General features: G+C 65.4%; 19 protein-coding genes and 1 tRNA gene. 13 read left to right on the top strand and 7 right to left on the bottom strand.

Features of this window, described 5'->3' with window-relative positions:
* Nucleotides 1-13: 13 nt before the first annotated feature.
* From AC1D0O_RS22085 to AC1D0O_RS22045, 9 genes are all read left to right on the top strand, one after another.
* On the top strand, nt 14-1,267 hold the full coding sequence (locus AC1D0O_RS22085; protein WP_477655642.1) for an ABC transporter permease: 1,254 nt from the start codon (nt 14-16) through the stop codon (nt 1,265-1,267).
* Nucleotides 1,268-1,314: 47 nt separating this feature from the next.
* Nucleotides 1,315-2,139 (top strand): ABC transporter permease, encoded by an 825-nt coding sequence (locus AC1D0O_RS22080; RefSeq protein ID WP_477655641.1) that lies wholly within the window; start codon nt 1,315-1,317, stop codon nt 2,137-2,139.
* A gap of 188 nt (nt 2,140-2,327) precedes the next feature.
* Entirely contained in the window at nt 2,328-3,806 is a 1,479-nt protein-coding gene (locus tag AC1D0O_RS22075; protein ID WP_477655640.1) for an NAD-dependent succinate-semialdehyde dehydrogenase, read from the top strand.
* A 38-nt stretch (nt 3,807-3,844) separates the two neighbouring features.
* On the top strand, nt 3,845-4,546 hold the full coding sequence (locus AC1D0O_RS22070) for a response regulator (protein ID WP_477655639.1): 702 nt from the start codon (nt 3,845-3,847) through the stop codon (nt 4,544-4,546).
* Nucleotides 4,527-6,062: a sensor histidine kinase gene (locus tag AC1D0O_RS22065; RefSeq protein ID WP_477655638.1), complete on the top strand. Its 1,536-nt coding sequence runs from the start codon at nt 4,527-4,529 to the stop codon at nt 6,060-6,062. Before AC1D0O_RS22070 ends, AC1D0O_RS22065 begins: the two co-directional genes overlap by 20 nt.
* Before the next feature lie 226 nt (nt 6,063-6,288).
* The gene (locus AC1D0O_RS22060) at nt 6,289-6,717 is read left to right on the top strand and encodes a tripartite tricarboxylate transporter TctB family protein (RefSeq protein ID WP_477655637.1); all 429 of its coding nucleotides are present in this window, start codon (nt 6,289-6,291) and stop codon (nt 6,715-6,717) included.
* A 1-nt stretch (nt 6,718) separates the two neighbouring features.
* The gene (locus AC1D0O_RS22055) at nt 6,719-8,275 is read left to right on the top strand and encodes a tripartite tricarboxylate transporter permease (RefSeq protein WP_477655636.1); all 1,557 of its coding nucleotides are present in this window, start codon (nt 6,719-6,721) and stop codon (nt 8,273-8,275) included.
* 162 nt (nt 8,276-8,437) lie between these two features.
* A complete protein-coding gene (locus AC1D0O_RS22050) occupies nt 8,438-8,869 on the top strand; it encodes a DsrE family protein (RefSeq protein WP_477655635.1) in 432 nt (143 codons plus the stop codon).
* A 252-nt stretch (nt 8,870-9,121) separates the two neighbouring features.
* Entirely contained in the window at nt 9,122-10,657 is a 1,536-nt protein-coding gene (locus tag AC1D0O_RS22045; protein ID WP_477655634.1) for an FAD-dependent monooxygenase, read from the top strand.
* Nucleotides 10,658-10,714: 57 nt separating this feature from the next.
* Here the strand turns inward: AC1D0O_RS22045 and AC1D0O_RS22040 are convergent, their stop codons facing one another.
* On the bottom strand, nt 10,715-10,852 hold the full coding sequence (locus AC1D0O_RS22040; RefSeq protein WP_477655633.1) for a hypothetical protein: 138 nt from the start codon (nt 10,850-10,852) through the stop codon (nt 10,715-10,717).
* Nucleotides 10,853-10,999: 147 nt separating this feature from the next.
* On the opposite strand from AC1D0O_RS22040, the gene AC1D0O_RS22035 reads away from it, so the two are divergent.
* From AC1D0O_RS22035 to AC1D0O_RS22025, 3 genes are all read left to right on the top strand, one after another.
* A complete protein-coding gene (locus AC1D0O_RS22035) occupies nt 11,000-12,487 on the top strand; it encodes a CYTH and CHAD domain-containing protein (protein WP_477655632.1) in 1,488 nt (495 codons plus the stop codon).
* 88 nt (nt 12,488-12,575) lie between these two features.
* A tRNA-Gly gene (locus tag AC1D0O_RS22030) sits at nt 12,576-12,649 on the top strand.
* 258 nt (nt 12,650-12,907) lie between these two features.
* A complete protein-coding gene (locus AC1D0O_RS22025) occupies nt 12,908-14,071 on the top strand; it encodes a serine hydrolase domain-containing protein (protein ID WP_477655631.1) in 1,164 nt (387 codons plus the stop codon).
* A 39-nt stretch (nt 14,072-14,110) separates the two neighbouring features.
* Here the strand turns inward: AC1D0O_RS22025 and AC1D0O_RS22020 are convergent, their stop codons facing one another.
* The 3 genes from AC1D0O_RS22020 to AC1D0O_RS22010 form a co-directional block, all read right to left on the bottom strand.
* Nucleotides 14,111-14,941 carry an alpha/beta fold hydrolase gene (locus AC1D0O_RS22020; protein WP_477655630.1) on the bottom strand — a complete coding sequence of 277 codons (831 nt, stop codon included), beginning with the start codon at nt 14,939-14,941 and terminating at the stop codon, nt 14,111-14,113.
* Nucleotides 14,942-15,017: 76 nt separating this feature from the next.
* Nucleotides 15,018-15,473 (bottom strand): nuclear transport factor 2 family protein, encoded by a 456-nt coding sequence (locus AC1D0O_RS22015; protein WP_477655629.1) that lies wholly within the window; start codon nt 15,471-15,473, stop codon nt 15,018-15,020.
* 22 nt (nt 15,474-15,495) lie between these two features.
* A complete protein-coding gene (locus tag AC1D0O_RS22010) occupies nt 15,496-16,356 on the bottom strand; it encodes an alpha/beta fold hydrolase (RefSeq protein WP_477655628.1) in 861 nt (286 codons plus the stop codon).
* Between the two features lie 287 nt (nt 16,357-16,643).
* Here AC1D0O_RS22010 and AC1D0O_RS22005 point away from each other — a divergent pair, with 287 nt between their 5' ends.
* Entirely contained in the window at nt 16,644-17,510 is an 867-nt protein-coding gene (locus tag AC1D0O_RS22005) for a pirin family protein (RefSeq protein WP_477655627.1), read from the top strand.
* A gap of 33 nt (nt 17,511-17,543) precedes the next feature.
* On the opposite strand, the gene AC1D0O_RS22000 is transcribed toward AC1D0O_RS22005, so the two are convergent.
* The 3 genes from AC1D0O_RS22000 to AC1D0O_RS21990 all read right to left on the bottom strand — a co-directional run bounded on the left by AC1D0O_RS22000 (nt 17,544) and on the right by AC1D0O_RS21990 (nt 21,998).
* The gene (locus AC1D0O_RS22000; protein ID WP_477655626.1) at nt 17,544-19,016 is read right to left on the bottom strand and encodes an aldehyde dehydrogenase family protein; all 1,473 of its coding nucleotides are present in this window, start codon (nt 19,014-19,016) and stop codon (nt 17,544-17,546) included.
* Between the two features lie 158 nt (nt 19,017-19,174).
* The gene (locus AC1D0O_RS21995) at nt 19,175-20,980 is read right to left on the bottom strand and encodes a thiamine pyrophosphate-binding protein (RefSeq protein WP_477655625.1); all 1,806 of its coding nucleotides are present in this window, start codon (nt 20,978-20,980) and stop codon (nt 19,175-19,177) included.
* A 31-nt stretch (nt 20,981-21,011) separates the two neighbouring features.
* Nucleotides 21,012-21,998, bottom strand: a complete 987-nt coding sequence (locus AC1D0O_RS21990) for a Bug family tripartite tricarboxylate transporter substrate binding protein (RefSeq protein WP_477655624.1) — start codon at nt 21,996-21,998, stop codon at nt 21,012-21,014.
* Between the last annotated feature and the right edge of the window lie 194 nt (nt 21,999-22,192).

The following is a 22,192-nucleotide window of genomic DNA, read 5'->3' as shown; positions in this document are numbered from 1 at the left end:
GGAGCAGGCCAGCATGAACAGTTTCACCCGCAAGGCGGCCCTGACGGGCGAAGACGCTGGCGCGCTGCGCCGGGCGCTGTCGCGGGCCGATGCGCGCCGCAAATGGCGTGCCTTCGCCCTGACCCTGCCCTTGCTGGTGTTTCTGTTGGTGACCTTGCTCATTCCCATTGCGGCACTGCTGCAGCGCGCCGTCGAAAACCCCGAAGTCGTGAATGCGCTGCCGCGCACGGTGCAAAGCCTCAAGGGCTGGGCCCCGCAGGCGGCGCCTGCGCCCGCCAGCTATGCGGCGCTGGTGGAAGACCTCGGGCATCTTTCCGACAGCTCGGACGCCGGCGCCCTGGCCCGGCGGCTCAACTCGGAGGTGCCCGGCTCTCGCTCGCTGGTCATGGGGGCCTACCGCGCGCTGCCCATCACCGGGTCGCCGCAGGACATACAGGCCCGGCTGGTCGAGCTGGACCCGCGCTGGGCGGAGCCCTCCTTCTGGCAGGCGATTGCCAAAAACGGTTCCCGCTGGACGCCCGACTACCTGCTGGCATCGGTGGACCTGCGGCGTGACAGCCAGGGCAGCATCGAACGCATGCCGCCGGACCAGCGCGCTTTCGGGCCCATCCTGCTGCGCACCTTCCAGATCAGTTTTGTCGTCACCCTGTTCTGCCTGGCGCTGGCTTACCCGCTGGCCTGGTGGCTGGCTTCGCTGCCGGCGCGCAAGGCCAACCTGCTGATGATCCTGGTGCTGGTGCCTTTCTGGACCTCCATCCTGGTACGCGTCGCCGCATGGATCGTGCTGCTGCAATCCGAAGGCCTGGTGAATCGCGGGCTGATGGGCATAGGCCTGATCGACAGCCCGCTGGCGCTGCTGTTCAACCGCGCGGGCGTGGTGATCGCCATGGTGCACATCCTGCTGCCTTTCATGATCCTGCCGCTGTACAGCGTGATGAAAAACGTGCCCGCAACTTACGTCCGGGCCGCCGTTTCACTGGGCAGCACGCCGCTGTCCGCCTTCTTTCGGGTGTATGTGCCGCAGACCTATCCCGGCATCAGTGCCGGGGCGCTGCTGGTGTTCATCCTGTCCATTGGTTATTACGTCACCCCCGCCCTGCTCGGCGGCGCCGATGACCAGATGCTGAGCTACTACATCGCCCGCTATACCAACGTCGAAGTCAACTGGGGCATGGCCTGTGCGCTGGGCGCCGTGCTGCTGACCGCGACCATGATTCTTTACAGCGTCTACCGGCGCATCGGCAAGGCCGAACTCAGCATCGGCTGACATCCTTTTTTCTTCTACAGACTTACAGACGCAGACGCCGATTCACCATGTTCAAAATCACAGGGCCCGCCTTCCCCCGCTACGCCACCCTGGCCGACAAAGCCGGCTGGTGGCTGGTGCGCGCCGCCTGCGTCGCCATCCTGGTTTTTCTGCTGGCGCCCATCCTGGTCATGGTGCCACTGTCCTTTTCCGACAGTTCCTTCCTGGCCTATCCGATCCCGGGCTGGTCGCTGAAGTGGTATCGCAACCTGCTGGATTCGCCGGAATGGGCCAGGGCCGCAAAAAACAGTTTCATCGTGGCGCCCGCCGCCACCCTGATCGCCACCGCGCTGGGCACTTTGGCGGCGGTCGGCCTTTCCAGAAGCAACTTCCCGTTCAAAAGCCTGCTGATGGGCATCCTCATCGCCCCCATGGTGGTTCCCATCATTGTGGTCGGCGTGGCCACCTACCTGTATTTCGCGCCGCTGGGCCTTGCCGACAGCTACTTCGGGCTGATCGTGGTGCACGCCGCATTGGGCGCGCCCTTTGTGCTGACCACCGTGCTGGCGACGCTGGCGGGCTTCAACCACAACCTGGTGCGCGCGTCGCTCAGCCTGGGTGAAACGCCTTTCAGGACGTTTTTCCGGATCACCCTGCCGGTCATCGCGCCGGGCGTGATCTCCGGCGCGCTGTTCGCTTTCGCCACCTCCTTCGATGAAGTGGTGGTCACGCTGTTCCTGGCGGGTGCGGAGCAAGCCACGCTGCCGCGCCAGATGTTCACCGGCATCCGGGAAAACATTTCGCCGACGATCGCGGCCGTGGCGACCTTGCTGATCCTGTTCACCACCTCCCTTTTGCTGCTGCTGGAATGGCTGCGCGGGCGCAGGGCCTGACACGCCGGGACGACGCCCTCGCGCGGAAACCCTTTCCCGGGGTCGCATACCCACCCGCCGCCCGTAGCTCCCTGCGAAAGCTGTCAAAATCACCCGACGCGCGCATTCTTCGCCCTCCCTCCACGCCTCTTCCGCCCTCCTCCACCCTCTCCCCCTCTTCAGCCTTCTCGCTTTAAGGACTCCCGCCCATGGACATGAAAACTTCCCCCATTTCCCTGCTCAAAGATCCCAGCCTCTTCAAGACCGACGCACTGGTCAACGGCCAGTGGGTCGCCGGCAAGGCCCGGTTTGACGTGAACGATCCGGCCACCGGCCGCAAGCTGGCCGACGTGGCCAACCTGGGTCCGCAGGACGCCGAAGCCGCCATCGCCGCGGCCAATGCCGCCTGGCCCGCCTGGCGCAACAAGACCGGCAAGGAACGCCACGCCATCCTGCTCAAGTGGTTCCAGCTGCTGATGGCCAACCAGGAAGACCTGGGCCGCATCATGACCGCCGAGCAGGGCAAGCCCTTTGCCGAGGCCAAGGGCGAGATCGCCTACGGCGCGAGTTTTGTCGAGTGGTTCGCCGAAGAAGCCAAACGCGTCAACGGCGAGACCCTGCCGCAGTTCGACAACAACCGCCGCCTGATGGTCCTGCGCCAGCCCATCGGCGTCTGCGCCGCCATCACGCCCTGGAACTTCCCGCTGGCCATGATCACCCGCAAGGTCGCCCCGGCCCTGGCCGCCGGCTGCCCGGTGGTCATCAAGCCGGCCGAGCTCACGCCGCTGACGGCCCTGGCCGCCGCCGAGCTGGCCGTGCGCGCCGGCATCCCGGCCGGCGTGCTCAATGTGCTGACGGCCGACAGCGCCAACAGCATCGCCGTCGGCAAGGTGTTCTGCGCCAGCGACGTGGTGCGCCACATCAGCTTCACCGGCTCCACCGAAGTCGGCCGCATCCTGATGGCGCAAAGCGCGCCCAGCGTCAAGAAGCTCGCGCTCGAGCTGGGCGGCAACGCGCCCTTCATCGTGTTCGACGACGCCGACGTGGACTCGGCCGTCGAGGGCGCCATGGCCAGCAAATACCGCAACGCCGGCCAGACCTGCGTCTGCGCCAACCGCATCTATGTGCAGGACGGCGTGTACGACCAGTTCGTCGAAAAATTCGCCGCCAAGGTCAAGGCGCTCAAGGTCGGCAACGGCTTTGAGGACGGCGTGGTGCAGGGCCCGCTGATCGAGGACGCGGCCATCGAGAAAGTGCAGCGCCACGTCGCCGACGCCCTCGCCAAAGGCGGCAAGCTGCTGGCCGGCGGCCACAAGCTTGAAGGCCAGTTCTTCGAGCCCACGGTGGTCTCCGAAGCCACCGCCGACATGCTTTGCGCCCGCGAGGAAACCTTCGGCCCCTTCGCGCCGGTGTTCCGCTTCAAGCACGACCAGGAAGCCATTGACGCGGCCAACAACACCGAGTTCGGCCTGGCCAGCTACTTCTACAGCCGCGACATCGGCCGCATCTACCGCGTCGCCGAAGCGCTGGAGTACGGCATGGTGGGCATCAACGCCGGCGTGATCGCCACCGAGCACGTGCCCTTCGGCGGCGTCAAGCAGTCCGGCCTGGGCCGCGAGGGTTCGCGCCACGGCATGGACGAATACCTCGAGATGAAGTACCTGTGCCTGGGTGACATCCAGCGCTAAGCCAACCCGCCCGCCAAACCCATCCCTGCCGCACCGACATGCGCCTGCTGCTTGTGGAAGACGAAGCCGAGATGGCTTCGTGGCTGCTGCGCGCTTTCAAGCAAAGCGGTTATGTCTCCGACCACGCGCCGGATGCCGCCACGGCCGAGTCGCTGCTGGCCGGCAACGACTATGACGCCGTGGTGCTCGACCTGCGGCTGCCCGACAAACACGGGCTGGCCCTGTTGGCCGAGCTGCGCAAGGGCGGCAACCGTACGCCCGTGCTGGTGCTGACGGCCCAGGGTTCGCTGCAGGACCGGGTCAAGGGCCTGAACGTCGGGGCCGACGACTTCCTGGCCAAGCCTTTCGCCATCGAGGAGCTCGAAGCCCGGCTGGCCGCGCTGGTGCGGCGCAGCCGGGGACGCTCCCACGCGCCGCTGCAATGCGGCTCCCTGTCATGCCCGCACGACAGCCGCGCCTTCACGCTGGCCGGCACGCTGCTGCAGCTCACGCCGCGCGAAAGCGCGGCCCTGTCGGTGTTGCTCGCGCGCAGCGGCACGCCGGTGGAAAAATCGCAGCTCTCCGGCAAGGTCTTCCCGGCCGACAGCAATGCCGGCCCCGATGCAATCGAGCTGGTGCTGCACCGGCTGCGCCGCAAGCTCGACGGCGGCGATGTGCGCATCGTCACCGTGCGCGGCCTGGGCTACATGCTCGAAAGCATCACGCCGGACAGCACCGCGCATGAAAATACTGCGCACTGACCCCGATCGCTTCGGCATACGCGCGCGCCTGCTCACGCTGCTGCTCCCGGCCATCCTGGGCCTGCTGGCCCTGGACAGCTGGAACGATTACCGCGCCCTGCGTGACCAGGTGCAGGAGGCCTACGACCAGAGCATGCTCGAGGCTGCGCATGTGCTGCAAAGCAGCGTGGCGCCGGCGCCGGACGGCTCACTGCGCCTCAATGCATCGGCCGGCGTGCAAGCCCTGTTCGCCGCCGCCGGTCCCCTGCAGAAATACCTGCACGTCGGCCTGACAGAGCTGGGGGATGCACAGGCCGGGAAGCCGGCCGCCCCGCGCGAGATCACCTTGCTGGGCGTCACAGACCTGCCCGCGCCGCCGCCGCTCTCATCGCCTTCATCGCCGGACCTCTACTCCCCCGCCGCGGTTTGGCCCGTCTGGTACGACGACTTCTACGCGGGTCATCCGGTGCGTGTGGTGGCGCTGCAAAGCCAGGTGCTGGACGGGCGCGGCGGGAATTTCAGGCTGCTGGTCCAGGTCGCGGAAACCACAGTCCCGCGTGACCGGGCGCAGGCCGCCACCCTGCGGCAGGAGCTGATACGCGACGCGCGCATGGTGCTGGTGATGGTGCTGCTGGTCTGGCTGGGCGTGACCTGGTCGCTGCAGCCGCTGGAGCGGCTGCGCAAATCCGTGCTGAAAAGCAAAGGCACCGACCTCCAGCCCCTGGACACCCGCGACGTGCCGCATGAAGTCGCGCCCCTGGTCGACGCCCTCAACCAGCACCTGGCCAGCTACCGCGAGTTGCTGGAGCAGCAGTCGCAATTTCTGGCCGATGCCTCGCACCAGCTGCGCACGCCGCTGGCCATCATGCTGACCCAGGCCGGCGTGGCGCTGCGCGAAAAAGACACCGGGCAACTTCACGCCACCCTGCGCGCCATGGTCGCCCAGATCGCGCGCAGCCGGCGCCTGTGCGAGCAACTGCTGTCGCTGGCCCACGCCAATGAGGGCGCGGCGCCCGCCCATGTGTCCGACACGCCCGGCATCGTCGACCTCAACACCATCGCCAGGGAGGTGGTGCTGCAGTACCTGGCGCTGGCCCACGAGAAGAACCAGGACCTGGGCTGGGTCGACGCCCGCGGCGACTCACCGGAAACAGGCGCACGGCAGGATGCACCCGTGGTCCCGGTGCGGGCGCGCGGCCCCGAGCTGCACGAGGCGCTGTCCAACCTGGTGCACAACGCGATTGCCTACACGCCGGCCGGCGGGCACATCACCGTGATGGTGTCCGTGCTGGACGGCATGGCCCTGGCCGAGGTCCGCGACGACGGCCCCGGCATTGCCCCCGAGCGGCGCGCGCAGGTCTTCGAACGCTTCCATTCGGCCGACCCGGGCGCCGAAAAAGGCTCGCACGGCGCCGGGCTGGGCATGGCCATCGCGCGCGCTTATGCGCGGCGCAACGGCGGCGACATCGAGCTCGCGGACACGGCCGCCGGCGCCGGCCTGCGCGCCATCCTGCGCCTGCCGCTGGCAGCCGGCTGAACGGCCCGGAGCGCCGCTTCGGGCGTTAGTGATAACACGTATTTTGGCCCCCGCCGCGTAAAACGAAAGCCGATTGGAAGCCTCGCTTCCTAACATCGCCTCCAGCCCGAACGCCCGCCGCCTGCGCTGTGCAGGACCGGAGAGCCGGGACATTAGCAGGAGACGCGATGACCCACCCTTCATTCACCGACAAGGCCCCGCCGGCGCGGCCCCGGAGGTGCTTCCCATGAACCTGAACAACCGCAACTTCGTCCGCGGCCTGTGCCTCATGGCGATCGCCCTGGTCTTCGGCGGCGTGTCCTTCAACTACACACTGGGCGAGCTGAGCCGCTCCGGGCCCGGCCTGTTCCCGCTGATGGTGAGCTCCTTCCTGTTCATCATCGGCGTGCTCACGGTGGTGCGCTCGCACTTCGTCGGCCCCGTTCCCCTGGACTACAGCGTCAAGAACATCGCCATCATCCTGCTGAGCCTGGTGGGCTTTTCGGTGCTGTCCCAGTACGTCAACATGATCCTGGGGATCGTCTTCCTGGTGTTCTGCTCCACACTGGCCGGCACCTCGTATTCCGTGGTGCGCAACATCAAGATCTCCATCGGCCTGGTCGCCGTGGCCTTTGCCTTCAAACAATTTCTCGGCCTCGGCCTGCCGCTGTACTGATATGGAAGTCTTTCACAACCTCGCGTTCGGTTTCGAACATGCGCTGACCCTGCAAAACCTGCTGTACTGCGCCCTGGGCTGCACGGTGGGCACGCTGATCGGGCTGCTGCCCGGGCTCGGCCCCCTGTCCACCATCAGCCTGCTGCTGCCGCTGACCTACTCCATCCCCACCGGCGGCGCGCTCATCATGCTGGCCGGCATCTACTACGGCGCGCAATACGGCGACAGCGTCAGCGCCATCACCATGAAGATCCCGCACGCCAGCAGCATCGTCGCCTGCATTGACGGCTACCAGATGACGCTCAAGGGCAAGACCGGCCTGGCGCTCTTCACGGCCGGCGTCTCCAGCTTCATCGGCGGCACCGTGGCCATCGTCGTGCTGTCGACCATGGCGCCCGCGCTCGGCGAGGTCGGCTTCCTGTTCGGGCCGGCCGATTACTGCGCGCTGATGCTGCTCGGATTCTTCTGCGTGAGTTTTGTCAGCAGCGGCAGCCTGCTCAACGGCCTGGCCATGGCCATGGTCGGCGTGCTGCTCGGCATGGTCGGCACCGACGTCAACAGCGGCGTCGCGCGCTACACCATGAACCTGCCCTTCCTGATGGACGGCATAGGCCTGATCAGCATCGCGCTGGGCTGCTTCGGCATTGCCGAGGTCGTGAAAAACCTCGACAACAAAAACGTGCTCACGCCCTTCAACGGCAAGATCAAACTCATGCCGACCTGGCCCGAGTTCAAGCGCATCATCCCCAGCGCCCTGCGCGGCAGCGTGATCGGGTCCATCCTGGGCATACTGCCCGGCGGCGGCCCCACCATCGCCCAGTTCGCCGCCTATGCCGCCGACAAGAAATTCAGCAAGTACAAGCACGAGATCGGCACCGGCTGCATCGAAGGCGTGGCCGGCCAGGCGGCGGCCGACGAGGCCGCCGCGCGCACCAGCTTCATCCCGCTGATGGCCATCGGCATTCCCGAGAACGCCGTCATGGCGCTGATGATGGCGGCCTTCGTGGTCAAGGGCATACAGCCCGGCCCCAACATGATCGCCACCCACCCCGATTTGTTCTGGGGCCTGGTGGCCAGCATGTGGATAGGCAACTGCTTCCTGCTGGTCCTCAACGTGCCGCTGGTGCGCTACTGGCTGTCGGTGTTCAAGATCCCCTACACCGTGCTGTTCCCGGCCATCCTGTTCTTCTGCTGCATAGGCACCTACAGCATCAACAACAGCCTGGACGACATCTACACCACCGCCGTCTTCGGCTTCATCGGCTACCTCTTCCTGCGCCTGGACATGGAGGCGGCGCCCTTGCTGCTCGGCTTTATCCTCGGTCCCATGCTGGAGGAGAACTTCCGCCGCGCCATGCTGCTGAGCCGCGGCAGCTTCAACGTCTTCGTGAATCGCCCCATCAGCGGCACCCTGCTGGGTGTCATCGGCATCCTGGTCGTGTGGCAGGTGGTGGTGTTTGTGCGCAAGCTGGTCAAGTCGCCCGACCATCACATCCATTCAGGCGGCAATCCGCCTGTCGTACCTGCAGTGCCGCTGCCCGCAACCGGCGGTAAATAGTCAACCCTGGTCCTTTTGAAGGCCGCTGGCCCCCACCCCTGCCCTCCCCCAGCGGGGGAGGGAGAAGAGTGGCGGTTTTACGCCTTCCCCCGCTGGGGGAAGGTTGGGATGGGGGCCTGCGGCCCTTGTGTTGAAATAAGCCTCCCATCAGGAGACTTCCCCATGAACCGCAGACTCGTACTCCAGGCCGGCGCCGCGGCAGCCCTCGCCACCGTCCTTCTCAGCGTCCACGCCCAGTCCACAGGCGGCAAACGCCAGGGCATCGTGATCCAGGTCAGCGACAACGACCCGGCCAAATGGAACCTGGCGCTCAACAACGCCAAGAACCTGCAGGACGACGTGGGCGCGGCCAACGTCGAGATCGAGATCGTCGCCTACGGCCCGGGCATAGGCATGCTCAAGCTCGAATCACCGACCGGCTCGCGCATCGCCGACGCCGCCAAGGCCGGCATCAAGGTCACCGCCTGCGAGAACACCATGCGCGGCCAGAAGCTGACGAAGGACGACATGCTGGCCGGCATCAGCTATGTGCCCGCCGGCGTCACCGAGATCATGAAGAAGCAGCACGAAGGCTGGGCGTACCTGCGGCCCTGATTGTTATCCGGCGGTTGCCACGACCCGGCCATGGACTGTTCCGGGTGAGCTGGAGGCCTTGCTACACTGGGGCTGTCGAAAAAGGCAGACTTGGTATGGTCAGTCCAGGTCCTTTCAGAAACGAGAGCTCTGCCTCCGCACATCGCCGGAGGCCCCACGACGAATACCGATGCCGTACGGGCGTCCCATGTTCGTCCGTGTGGTTCTCAATGTCGACGAACCGCTCCGGCCGGACATCACTCAGGAGCGGACATGAACAATTCTTCCATCTATGACGTCGTAGTCGTCGGGGCTGGCCCGGTTGGCTTGCTGCTGGCCGGTGAACTGCGGCTGGGCGGCGCATCCGTCCTGGTGCTCGAGCAGGCCGACAACCCGGACTCTCCGCTCAAGAGGCTTCCCTTTGGCATGCGCGGGCTTTCAATTCCCACTGCCGAAGCGCTCTATCGCAGAGGACTCCTGGGAGAAGTTCAAGCCTTGCAGGTGCAAAGAGCCAAGGCCCCCGACGGCAAGCCGGCGCCTGTCGCGCATTGGATGGGGCAGACGCGGCGCCCCGGCGGACACTTCGCAGGTATCCAGTTCTTCCAGGACAACATCGACAGCAAGCGGTGGCCATACTGCCTCCCCAACCCGGCAAGCGCGCCCATGGTTTCGACCATGGCGGACCTCGAAGCCGTGCTGGACGCGCATGCGACTGCCCTGGGGGCCGAAATCCTGCGAGGTGTTGCCGTGGACGGGTTCAGCGCTTCAGACGATCACGTGGATGTCCTCGCGGGTACCCACACCTTCCGCGCCCGCTGGCTCGTCGGATGTGATGGCGGCCGCAGCACCGTGCGCAAAGCCGGTGGTTTTGATTTCTTGGGTACGCAGCCGGAGTTCACGGGCTACTCGGTTGAAGTCGAGCTGGCCGACCCGGAGAAGCTGACGCCTGGGCGCCAGTACACCCCCACCGGGGTGTACACGTTCCAGCCCCCGGGAACGATTGCAATGGTTGACTTTGACGGGGGTGCGTTTCACCGCAACCAACCCATGACCCTGGAGCATGTGCAGTCGGTCTTGCGCCGTGTCGCCGGCTCCGGCGTCACCGTCACGGCGCTCAGGCTCGCCACCACGTGGACCGACCGGGCTTTTCAGGCCGGCCAATACCGCAAAGGGCGGGTGCTTCTCGCCGGTGATGCCGCCCATATCCATTCGCCGCTCGGCGGGCAAGGCTTGAACCTGGGATTGGGAGACGCCATGAACCTCGGATGGAAGCTTGCCTCCACCATTCGGGGCGAAGCGCCGGGCGAGCTGCTGGATACCTATGCCGCCGAGCGCCACCCCGTGGGTGCGCAAATTCTGGACTGGTCGCGCGCCCAGGTCGCGCTCATGCGGCCGGGCGAAAGCTCCCGCGCTCTCGGAAGCATCATGCGCGACCTCATTGAGACGCAGGACGGCGCGACCTATTTCGCCGAGCGGGTATGGGGTGCGACCTTGCGGTATGACCTTGGCAACGCGCATCCGCTTGTCGGTCGAAGTGCGCCGGACTTCGAAGTGTCCGATGGCCGAAAACTTGCTGATTACCTGCGTGCCGGAAAGGGCTTGTTGCTTGAGTTCGGCGACTACACCTTGAGACCCATCGCCGGAGCCTGGAAAGACCGCCTCGCATACGCGCGTGCAAGCACCGACACCCGGTTCGGCCTGAGTGCGGTGCTCGTACGCCCGGATGGCGTCGTCGGGTGGGCAAGCGAGTCGATATTCGACGCCAAAGAGTTGCTCATACAAACGACGCGATGGTTTGGCACAACTTGATAACGGTGGGTTGGCCGCCCGCACCGGCCGGTGAAAGCGCTGGTTCAGCTTACGGCGCTAAGGGTTGATGAGATGGCAGATCAGCCGGAAGCAGACCGTGAAGATCACGATCACCAGCGCGATCAGCAACAGCCTGCCGCTGACCTTGGGCAGGGTTTCCATGGTGCGCAGCGTGATGGTAGTGGCGTCGACCACGCCCACCGCGGCGCTGAAGGCAGCACGAAGGCTGGGCTTACCTGCGGCCTTGATTCGGTGAGGGCCTTTGCCTGAGGGTTCTCCTGGCGCGCTGCTGCGCAGTACCATGACTCTTGTCGCCGCGCGTTCGGCGCCGCACACACCCCCATGGAAATCGAACTCAAGCTGAGGCTGCCCCCCGACGCGCTGGCCGCGCTGCGCGCCGACCCGCTGTGGGCCCATACCCGCGCCACGCGCAAGCAGCTGGACAACATCTACTTTGACACGCCGCAGCGCGCGCTGGCCCAGGCCGGCATAGGCCTGCGCCTGCGCAGCGACGGCAAGCACTGGCTGCAAACCGCCAAGGGCGGCGGCAGCAGCCGCGCCGGCCTGCACCAGCGCGAGGAAATCGAATTCCCCGTCGCCGGCCCGGCGCTCGAATGGGGGCCGCTGGCCGGTACAGCTTTTGAGCCCGTTCTGGCGCCCCTCAAAGACACATTACAGCCGCGATTCCGCACCCGCTTTGAACGCGAGATCCGCCAGGTCACCGGCGCCGCGGGCGGCATCATCGAGGTCGCCATCGACCACGGCGAAATCCTGGCCGGGGACCACAGCGAAGCGCTGTGCGAGGTGGAACTGGAACTCAAGGGCGGGCCGGTGGACGAATTGTTCGCGCTGGCCCTGCTGCTGGTGGAACGCCACCCGCTGGTGCTGGACAGCCGCAGCAAGGCCGAACGCGGCGACCGGCTGGCCCGCGGCGCGGCGCTGGAACCCGCCGTCAAGGCCGCTGAACTGGCAACACCTCCGGGTGAGGACGCCCGTGACACCGCGCGGGAGGCCGTGCAAGCCTGCCTGGCCCACTGGCAGGCCAATGAAGCCGGCTTCCTCGCCCAGCCCCAGGCCGGGCACTACGACAGCGAATACCTGCACCAGTTGCGCGTCGCGGTGCGGCGGCTGCGTGTGGCCTGCGGCCCGCTGGCCGGCGCGGCCGAATGGCGGCAGGACGCGCTGGCGCCCTTGCAGGACAGCCTGCGCGCACTGGGCCAGCGCCTGGGCGCCGCCCGCGACTGGGACGTCTTCGTCGAAGAAACCTGGTCGCCGCTGGCGGACAGTCTGCACGATGCGGCCTTGCGGCAAAAACTGCAGGAGGGCATCGCCCTGCAACAGGCCACCGCGCGCCTGCAGGCCCAGGCCGCCCTAGCGGAACGCGATACCCAGCACCTGCTGCTGCAGCTGGGCCGCTGCCTCGCCCAGCCCGAGGACGAAGGTCCACCCGTGCCCTTTGACGCGCTCACGGCGCAGCTCGAGAAACTGGGCCACAGGCTGCGGCAGGCCCTGCCCCGGCTGGAACAGCTAAGCCCCACGCGCCTGCACCGCCTGCGCATCACCGCCAAAAAGCTGCGCTACCTCACCGAGTTCATCGCCGGCCGCTACGACGTTAAAGCCATCGAAGACTGGCTGGACTGGCTCAAGAAGGCGCAAACCGTTTTCGGCGTGCACAACGACCGCGTCACGGCCAGGGCCCATATCGAAACCCTGTGCGCCGGCATGGAGCAGCCCGGCAAGCTGCAGCACGGGCTGCAGGCGGCGCTGCGCGAGCAGGACCAGCCTGAGCTTTCGCTGCCGGAGTTGCCCGAGCCGTACTGGCGTGCTTGAAGGCCGAAGGCCGGGGTGTAAAATCGCCGCGAGCCCGCCCCTGGCGCGGCTTTAGCGCAAAAAGTGGCTCGTCAGCAGCCACCTAGATGCGGGTGTAGTTCAATGGCAGAACGGCAGCTTCCCAAGCTTCATACGAGGGTTCGATTCCCTTCACCCGCTCCATATCCCTACCCTGGATCTTGAATTCTTTGAAGATTTAGCGGCAATTTCCATTCCCCATCCAGCCCTCCTGTCAAAAAGATATACGCCAAGCGGCCAACTCATTGAGCACGAGCGGATGGCGATGACATCCGAGCGCAGTTCCAGGTACAGCAACGTAGGCTAGACTTCCATCGCGGTGAGTAGCCGTACATGGGTCCGGCCCAAGAGCCTGTGGTTATCAGCTGCGGTCAAGGCCGTGGCTCTGCAGGAGTCATTCGCATGCGCCATCTCGCTACCGCCGTCATTTTGATCCTCAATGCGCTTGCCGCGTCCGCTGCGCAGGTGGGTGTACTTCCACCTCTGGACGAAGCAGCCGAGCGCCTGCAACGCCAGACACCGGCGCTGATGGCCGGCGCCAGGGTGCCGGGGCTATCCATGGCACTCGTGACCGACAAAGGATTAGCCTGGCACGGTACGTTCGGCCTGGCGAATGCGCGCACGCGGGAACCGGTGGCGGAGGACACCGTGTTCGAGGCCGCTTCACTGAGTAAAGCGGTTTTCGCCTATGCGGTGCTGCAACTCGTGGACGCCGACCTGCTCGAGCTGGACACTCCGCTCGTGCACTACCTCCCGGGTGGCTACGAAGTGGGAGAAGACCCGCGCCTTGCGCAGATGACAGCGCGCCATGTGCTGAGCCATCGCACGGGCTTTCCGAACTGGAGGACGGCGGGCGCACCCTTGACGATTCATTTCACCCCGGGTGATCGCTTCAGCTATTCAGGAGAAGGCTTTGTCTACCTTGCCCGTGTGGTGGAACGCATCACCGGGGAAAGCACCGAGCGCACGGTAAAGCGGCTGGTTTTCGACCCCCTGGGCATGATGCACAGCAGCTTCCTCTGGCAAGACAGCCATGCGCAACGCAAGGTTTTCGGCCATGACGCACGCGGCGAGCCGCAGGGGCAGCGGCGCTGGGCATCTGCGAACCCGGCCGCCAGCCTGAGCACCACCGCACCTGATTTCGGGCGCTTCCTGGTCGCAGTGTTAAACGGCGAGCGACTGAAGCCGGACACCGCCGCGCAGATGCTGCGCAGCCAGGTTCGCGTGGGGCCATTTACGAGCAGCATCGGCCGGCCGGCAACACCGCTTTCGGACGAAGTCACCTGGGGCCTCGGTTGGGGGCTGCAACAACGAAACGGGGACGAAGCGTTTTGGCACTGGGGCGACAACGGAAACACCAAGGCCTTCGCAGTGGTATCGCGCACGCATCGACGTGGCCTCGTGTTCTTTGCCAACGGCGCGAACGGTCTGTCAATCGCAGCAGACCTCGTAGCGTTGGCCATGGGGGAAGGAGGGCAGCCGGGTCTGGAGTGGCTCGACTACCGGCGCTGGCAGAACCTGCCGCCCGGCAGTCGCGGCGACCTCCCGCCTCAGCTATTGCACTAACGTCCGGCGGAGGATGTTCATGGCAAAGGCTGGCTATCTCTATCGCCGCGGCAAACCTTCAAAATATCGCCCGAGCGCCAGGTTGAATTCCTGGGGTGCTTCCAGTGCCGGCAGATGCGCCGTGCCCTGAAGTACGCAGCTTTGGGCCCCGGGTATGCGCTGCGCAAGCAGCGCGCATCTTTCCTGCAAGTGCGGGAGGTCAAGATCGCCCCACATCACGAGCGTAGGCGCGTTGATCGCTTCCAGCTGTTCCCATGCTGAAGGTTCTTCGGATGCCGGGCCAGGGTTGGCTGCCCGTAAAGCGGTACCGTTCATCGAGAGGAAGAGCCGGCGGATCTCACCGCCTACCCGCTCCGACGCACTCAAGGGGCCGTCCAGCCAAAGACGCGCCTGAAGCTCATTCTTTGCATCCAGGTCGCCCTGAGACGTAGCAGCGCTGATCGCATCCATCAAGGCTTTGACCGAATCGCCGAATCGTGGTGCCGGCGCGCCGCTAACACCGGGGGAAACCAGCACCAGACCGCTCACCCGGTCTGGCCGCGCCAATGCCGCGTCGATGGCCACACGGCCTCCCATGGAACAGCCTATCAACACCGCACGGTCATATCCCAAAGAATCCATCACGTCCCAAAGGTCGGCCACATTTGAATATGGCGTTGGCCTCAATGTGCGCGATTCTCCAAAGCCACGACGGTCGTAACTCACCACAGGATGGATTGTTGCCAGCCAGTCCCATTGGCCTTGCCACATTCTTCGATCTGCGACGTTGGCGTGCAGGAAAAGAACCGGCATGCCAGCTGCTCCATGGATGGCCTCGTATTCCACGGCCAGCAATGCGCCAGGAACTTCATGCAGTTTCATTGTTTTCATGATTATGACGATACTGATTGCAGACCCTGGATGTCAATTGTGATGGCCGGCCGCTTGCCAGTCGCCCAGCAGTGGCTCACCCGATGCCGTGCTGGCGCAGCAGCGCTTCCTCATCCCCTGTGATCCAGCCGAACACCTTGGCAGCAGCGCCTTCGAGGCGCACCAGGTAGACGTTGGTGAAGGGGATGACTTTTTCCTGGCCTTTGACCTTGTAGGTCGCGCTCCATTGCACACGGGCCAGTCCGTGAAGCTCGTCGATGGCCGAGACTTGGAGATTGCGCACCACCATTTGCTGCACACCTGTTTCACGGTAATGCTTGAAACCTTGCATGGTCACCTTTTTGAATTCTTCATCGTTCTTGCCCGCGAAGAGGCCCGAGGGCGATGCGGCGATAAACGAATCCGCATACAGCGCTGCGACGGCCGGCAGGTCGACTTCACCCTTCAAGCCAGCGTTGAAATTTCCTTCATAACGCTCAAACAATTGCCGCACCGCTTGCTCCATCTCGTGGGAACCGGCTTTCTTGTTCATGGCATGCACCCCTTTTTAAATGTCACCCTCTCTCTTTCACAAAATCGACCATCAATTCCGCGCAATACGCAGCATGGGTCTCGAGCAAGAAATGCGGACCGTCGAGGACATGCGCCTCCATGCGCGGCAAGTCCCGCAGCCAGGACACGATTTCAGCGCAGTCGAAGAAGCTGTCATGCCGTCCCCAGAGCAGGAGCGCCGGCGGCTGGTGCTGGCGCAGGTAGCGGCCGATGTCCTTGAACCGGTCGGCATAACGGCCATAGTCTTTGACCAGGGCGCGCTGCAGTTCAAGATGGCCGGGCCGGCTCATGATGCGCCAATCCTCTGTCCAGTTGTCGGCGGAGATGCGCGAGGCGATGTCCTCCGGTATGCCGCCCACGTACTGGGCCCGCACCCCCTCGAAGTTCAAGTGAGCCGTGGCGGCTTCTTCATTCTCTTTCGACGGCGTATCCCAATAGGCAATCGTGTCCTGCCAGGCCGGGCCAAAGCCTGTGCGATGTGCATTCGCATTCTGGACGACCAGACCCCGCACGCGGCGCGGGTCGCGCATCGCGAGGTCGAGCGCGACGGGTGCACCGTAGTCGTGCACATACAGGTAGGCACTGGTCACGCCAAGCTTTTCCAGCAGGCCCTCGATCACATCGGTGAAGCGCGCGAAGGCCGGATCGGGAATGAGGCCTGACTGGCCGAAACCCGGAAGATCCGGCGCGATCACAAAACACCTTTCCGACAAGCGCGGAATGATGTTCCTGAAGGTCCTTGACGAGCTTGGAAACCCGTGCAGGAGCAGGAAGGCGGGATTGCTCCGGCTTCCGGCGAGCACAGTGGAAATTTTGCAGCCGGCAATATCAAAAACCTCGCGGCGCGATGGATCGGCCGTCATTCCGGTTCTCCCTGGCGATGGATGGGTGGGTTCAAAAAAGCAGCCTAGCCGCTCCTGCGCGATGGCGTGTGGGAATATGGTGCGGTGCGGTATCGGACGCTTTCCTGTCGCCTGCCTGGCGCTTCCGGGGGGCAATTCCCCTATGCCAGCGTGTCCCTCCCAATTGTTCTAAAAACAGGACGCAGACATGCGGTTTTGCCCCCTAATGGGGCGCCTATCTGCCCCCATCTGCGCTGTGCTGGCCCGCTTCTTGCCGGCCTCACCACAGGAAACAGGAGAAACACGCGATGAAAAAAGTTCTGGGCATTTACAGCAACCCCCACGGCCACTGGGTGGGTGACGGTTTCCCCGTGCGTTCGCTGTTCACCTATGACACGCTGGGCTCGCATGTGAGCCCCTTCCTGCTGCTGGACTACGCCGGCCCGGCGCAGTTTGAGCCCACCGACACGCCGCGCGGCGTGGGCCAGCACCCGCACCGCGGCTTTGAGACCGTGACCATCGTCTACAAGGGCGAAGTGGAGCATCGCGACTCCACCGGCAACGGCGGTGTGATCGGCCCGGGCGACGTGCAGTGGATGACGGCGGCCTCGGGCATCCTGCATGAGGAATTTCACTCGCGCGAATTCACGCGCACGGGCGGGCCGTTTGAAATGGTGCAGCTGTGGGTGAACCTGCCCGCCAAGGACAAGATGGCGGCGCCGGGCTACCAGGGCATCCTGGACAAGGACATCCCGCGGGTGGACCTGCCGGACGGCGCGGGCAGCGTGCGCGTGATCGCGGGTGACTATGAGGGCCACAAGGGGCCGGCGCGCACCTTCACGCCTATCGACGTGTGGGACATGCGGCTGCGCGAGGGCAAGACGGTGGTGCTGACCATTCCCGAAGGCCGCACGGCGGCGCTGGTGGTGCTGCGCGGCACGGTGCAGATCAACGGCCAGGACGTGGTGCGCGAAGCGCAGATGGCGCTGCTGGAGCGCGAAGGCGAAGCGCTGCAGATCGAGGCCAACGGCGACGCCACCCTGCTGCTGCTCAGCGGCGAGCCGATTGACGAGCCCATCGTGGGCCACGGGCCTTTCGTGATGAACACCCGCGAGGAAATCCTGCAGGCGATGAAGGATTTCAACGCGGGGCGTTTCGGCCGGATGGCGGGCTGAACACCGCACAGCCCCACGGGCTGTGCGGGGGCTTTAGCCGAGCTTCAGGTTCACGTTCTTGGTGTACGTGAACTCCATGAGCTCGGCAAAACATTCCTCGCGCCCTATGCCCGACTGCTTGACGCCGCCGAAAGGCGCGCCCATGAAGTGCTGGCTGGAGTTGTTGATCCACACATAACCGGTGTGTATGCGTTTGGCGGCGCGGTGCGCGGTGTTGATGTTCTGCGTCCAGATGGAACCGGTGAGGCCGAAGTCCACGCCGTTGACCTGCTCGAACAGGCTGTCTTCGTCAGTCCATTTAAAGACCGACATGATGGGGCCGAAAACCTCTTCCTGCGCCAGGCGCATGTGCGGTTTCATGTCGGCGAACACGGTGGCTTCGTAGAAGAAGCCGTCCTTCAGCGCTTCGTCAGTGGGCTGCTTTCCGCCGCACACCAGGCGGCCGCCGTCTTCCAGGCCCTTGGCGACATAGCCTTGCACTTTCTCCAGCTGCGCGCGGCTGACCAGCGAGCCCATGGTGGTCCTGGGGTCCGTCGGGATGCCGGGCTTGTGGCGCTCGGGCAGCAGCTTGACGACTTTCTCCAGCACCGCGTCGTGGATGGACTCGTGCAGAAAGACGCGGCTGGTGGAGCCGCAGCTCTGGCCCGACCAGGTGAAGTTCATGCCGCCGATGATGCCGTTGACGAGTTTGTCGAGATCGGCATCGGGGTAGGCGATCAGCGCGTTCTTGCCGCCCAGTTCCAGCAGCACGGGCTTCAGGTTATCGGACGCCGTCTTCATGACAGCCTTGCCCGTGGGCACGCCGCCTATCAGCGTGATCTTGCGCACCAGCGGGTGCTTGCCCATGGCGTCGCCGCACTCGCGGCCGCCGCACAGAAAATTGGCGACGCCGGGCGGGAAGATGTCGCCCACGAGTTCGGCCAGCCGCAGGATGGACAGCGGCGCCTGGTCGGGCGACTTCACCACCACGGTGTTGCCGGCGGCCAGCGGCGCGGCCAGGCGGGCGGCGGCGAACATGAAGGGGTGGTTGTAGGCGACGATGCGGGCGATCACGCCCAGCGGCTCCTGCAGCGTGTAGTTGAAGTTGCCGTCGCCCATGGGGATGGTCTCGCCCTTGATCTCGGTGGCCAGGCCCGCGAAGTAATCCAGGCAGTCGGCGGCAAAGCCCGCGTCCATGGCCAGGGCCGACACCGGGTTGCCGTTGTTGAGCGAGTCCAGCAGCGCCAGCGGCACCGCATGCTCGCGCAGCACGGCGGCAGCCTTTCGCAGGTAGCGGCCGCGCTCCACGGGCGGCGTGGCGGCCCAGGCCGGAAACGCCGCGTGGGCAGCCTGCACGGCGGCATCCACATCGGCCGCATCGGCGATGGGGGCGCTGGTGATGGCTTCGTTATAGGTCGGGTTGAAAGTCTCGGCATAGCCGCCGGCCTTGGGCGCATGCCAGGCGCCGCCGTAGTAGAGGCCGCGTTGGGTCGGCAGGATGCCGGCGGGGATTTCGTGTGCGCGCATGTGTGTGTTTCCTTTGCTTCGTATGACTCCCTCTCCCCTGGGGAGAGGGCGGGGGTGAGGGTTCCCCGTATTGAAAATCTGTGGTCGTTCGAAAGCCGCCGGCCCTCACCCTAACCCTCTCCCAGAGGGAGAGGGAAAAAAGCCGGGGGAAAAAAGGCTCAGTCTTTCGACCGCGTGAGCCCCGCCGTCATGGCCGCGCTGTAGCCGGTCTGCACCACCACGTCGACCACCACGGTTTCGCCGCGCTTCACGGCGGCAATCGCGTCGACCAGGATCTTCTCGAGTTCACCCGCGTCTTCGACCGGGCCGATTCCCGTCAGGCCCTGGCCGCGCGCCATCATGGCGAGGTCGGGCGGCGGGTCGCTGATGCGCTGGCCTATCCAGCGGTTCTCGATCGGGCGCTTGCGCTGGCGTGCCACGCGCTCCTGGTGGACCTCGTCGTTGAAGAAGGAGCGGTTGTTGCAGACCACGACCAGCATGGGGATGCGCGCATTGGCGGCCGTCCAGAGCGCGTTGACGCCCATCATGTAGTCGCCGTCGCCTATCACCGCGACGGGCAGGCGGTCGCTGCCCTTGAGGCCCAGCGCCGAGCCTATGGACATGCCGGGACCGGAACCGATGCCGCCGCCGCCGTCATAACCGAGGAAGTCCAGCGGATGTTTGAAGTCCCACATCTCGCCGCTCCAGCTCAGCGGCAGGCGCATCAGGCAGACCTTCTGGTCGCCGACGGCGCGCTTGAGCGTAGCCGCCAGCGTGGACACCATCATGTTGCTGGCGCCCGAGGCGCCCGGCACGGGCTGCACCGGCGGATACACCGGCAGCGGCCGTTTGGCGGGCGCGGGTGTCTTGCGCGCTTTGACGTGCTGGTTCAGCAGGGTCACTGCCGGCTCGGGCTCGCACAGCATGAAGACGTCGACGGGCGGCAGGCCCTGGTGGTCCATGCTCCAGCCGTTGTGGCTGTAGTGGTCGACCGAGACCTGGATGATCTTGCTGCCCACGGGCTTGTCGCCCCAGGCCTGCTTGAGCGTGCCGGAGAGATCCAGCCAGTCCAGGCTCAGCACCACGTCGGCTTCGCGCAGCACTTGCTGCGCATTGGGCGTGAGGAAGGCGCCGCTGGGTGCTGCATGCAGCTGATGGTCGGTCGGAAAGGCCGCGCCCACGCGCAGGTCGGTCAGCACTTCGGCGTTCAGGGTTTCGGCCAGCTGGATGCGCTCGGCCCAGGCGGCTTCGCTGCGGGTGACGCGGCCCATCAGGATCACCGGACGGCCGGCACCGGACAGCAGCGCCGCAGCCAGCGCGACGATGTCGTCCGAAGGGCGTGCCTGCGGCGGCGCGAGGTAGCGCGCCGGGTCGGGAATGGCCGGGCGCTCGCTGAGTTTGGATTCCTGCAACGCAGCATCAAAGCAGACATAGACCGGCCCCTGGGGTGCGGTGGTGGCAATCTGCCGCGCGCGCAGCAGGGCCTCTTGCGCCGAGGGGATGGACGCGGGCTGGCAGTCCCACTTGATGAAGTGGCGCACCAGGGCGGCCTGGTCCTGCGCCGTGTGTATCCAGTCGATCCAGGGCCGGCGCTTGTTGGCGTCGACCGGGCCGGTGGCGCCCAGCACGATGACGGGCACGCGGTCCACCCAGGCGTCGAAGATCGCCATGGAGCCGTGCATCAGGCCGACGTTGCTGTGCAGGATGGCGATCAGCGGCTTGCCTGTGACTTTGGTGTAGCCGTGGGCGATGGCCACCGCGTGCTCTTCATGCAGCACCACCATCATCTGCGGCTTCTCGTTGCCGAGGTGGTTGACGATGCTGTCGTGCAGGCCGCGAAAGCTGGCGCCCGGGTTCAGCAGCACATAGGGGATGTCCATCGCGCGCAGCATGTCGGCGATGGCATCGCTGGCCCAGACGGTGTCTTCCGGTTCGGAAGGCTGGGGAATGTCGCGGCGCACGGCGGAGCCGGAAGGAAGAGTCATGAAATCTCCTGATGAAAAAGGGGGTGGCCGCTTACTCTGGCTTGATGTTGGCGGCCTTTATTACCGCAGCCCAACGCTTCTGGTCGTCGGCGATGAGTTTTGTGAACTCGGCGGGCGTGCTGGTCTCGGCATAAATGCCCTGCTCGGCCAGCTTGGCCTGCACGTCGGGCAGCGCCAGCGAACGGCGCAGCTCGGCATTGAGCTTGTGGATGATGGCGGCCGGCGTTTTGGCCGGGGCCACCATGCCTATCCAGATGTCGCTTTCATAGCTGGGCACGGTCTCGGCAATCGTCGGCACGTTGGGCAGCAGCTCGACGCGTTTGGTGCCTGTGGTGCCCAGGGCGCGCAGCTTGCCGCTGCGGATGTGCGGCAGCGCGGAGTTCATGGGGCAGAACATCACGTCGACCTGGCCGCCCAGCACATCGACCAGTGCCGGCGCGGAGCCCTTGTAGGGAATCTGTGTGAGCTTTGTTCCGGTCATGGATTTAAAAACCTCGGCCGCCATGTGCTGCGGGCTGCCGGAACCCGCGGAGGCATAGGTCAGTTTGTCGGGGTTGGCCTTGGCCAGCGCGATGAGTTCAGCCACGCTGGTGGCCTGCACCTTGGCCGGCGAGACCACCAGCACCATGGGCACGCGGCCCATCAGCGTGATGCCGGTCAGGTCGCGGTTCACGTCAAAGGGCAGCTTGGGATAAAGCACCGGGTTGACGGCCACGGTCTGGTTGGGCGCGACCGCGATGTTGTAGCCGTCGGGCTCGGTCTTGGCCATGAAGTCGGTGGCGATGTTGCCGGCCGCGCCGGGCTTGTTGTCGACGATGACGGGCTGGCCGAAGGACTCGGACATCTTCTGGCCCAGGATGCGGGCCAGCACGTCGTTGGAGCCGCCGGGCGGCAGCGGCACGACGATGTGGATGGGTTTGGTCGGGTAGTCCTGGGCCCAGCCGGGCGAACCGGCGAAGGCGGCGAAAGCGCCGGAAAAGCAGAGGGCGAGCACCCCGGTGCGACGATTGAATGGCATGTCTTGTCTCCAGTTTTTATGGCGCGAATTTGCAGGCGCCAGTCATCCTAGTGAAGACCCAAGATTGATTCAATCTTGAACGCTGAATCAACATGACAGTCAATGCGGTGCCGTGTTTTGAGGCCGCTGGCCCCCACCCCTGCCCTCCCCCAGAGGGAGAGGGAGCAAGAGCGGCACGCTGCGATGACGCTAGG

The sequence above is a fragment of the Polaromonas sp. P1_F2 genome (assembly GCF_056405735.1).
Note: the sequence above shows the minus strand (reverse complement) of the source record. Positions and strands in the feature narration are given on the sequence as shown.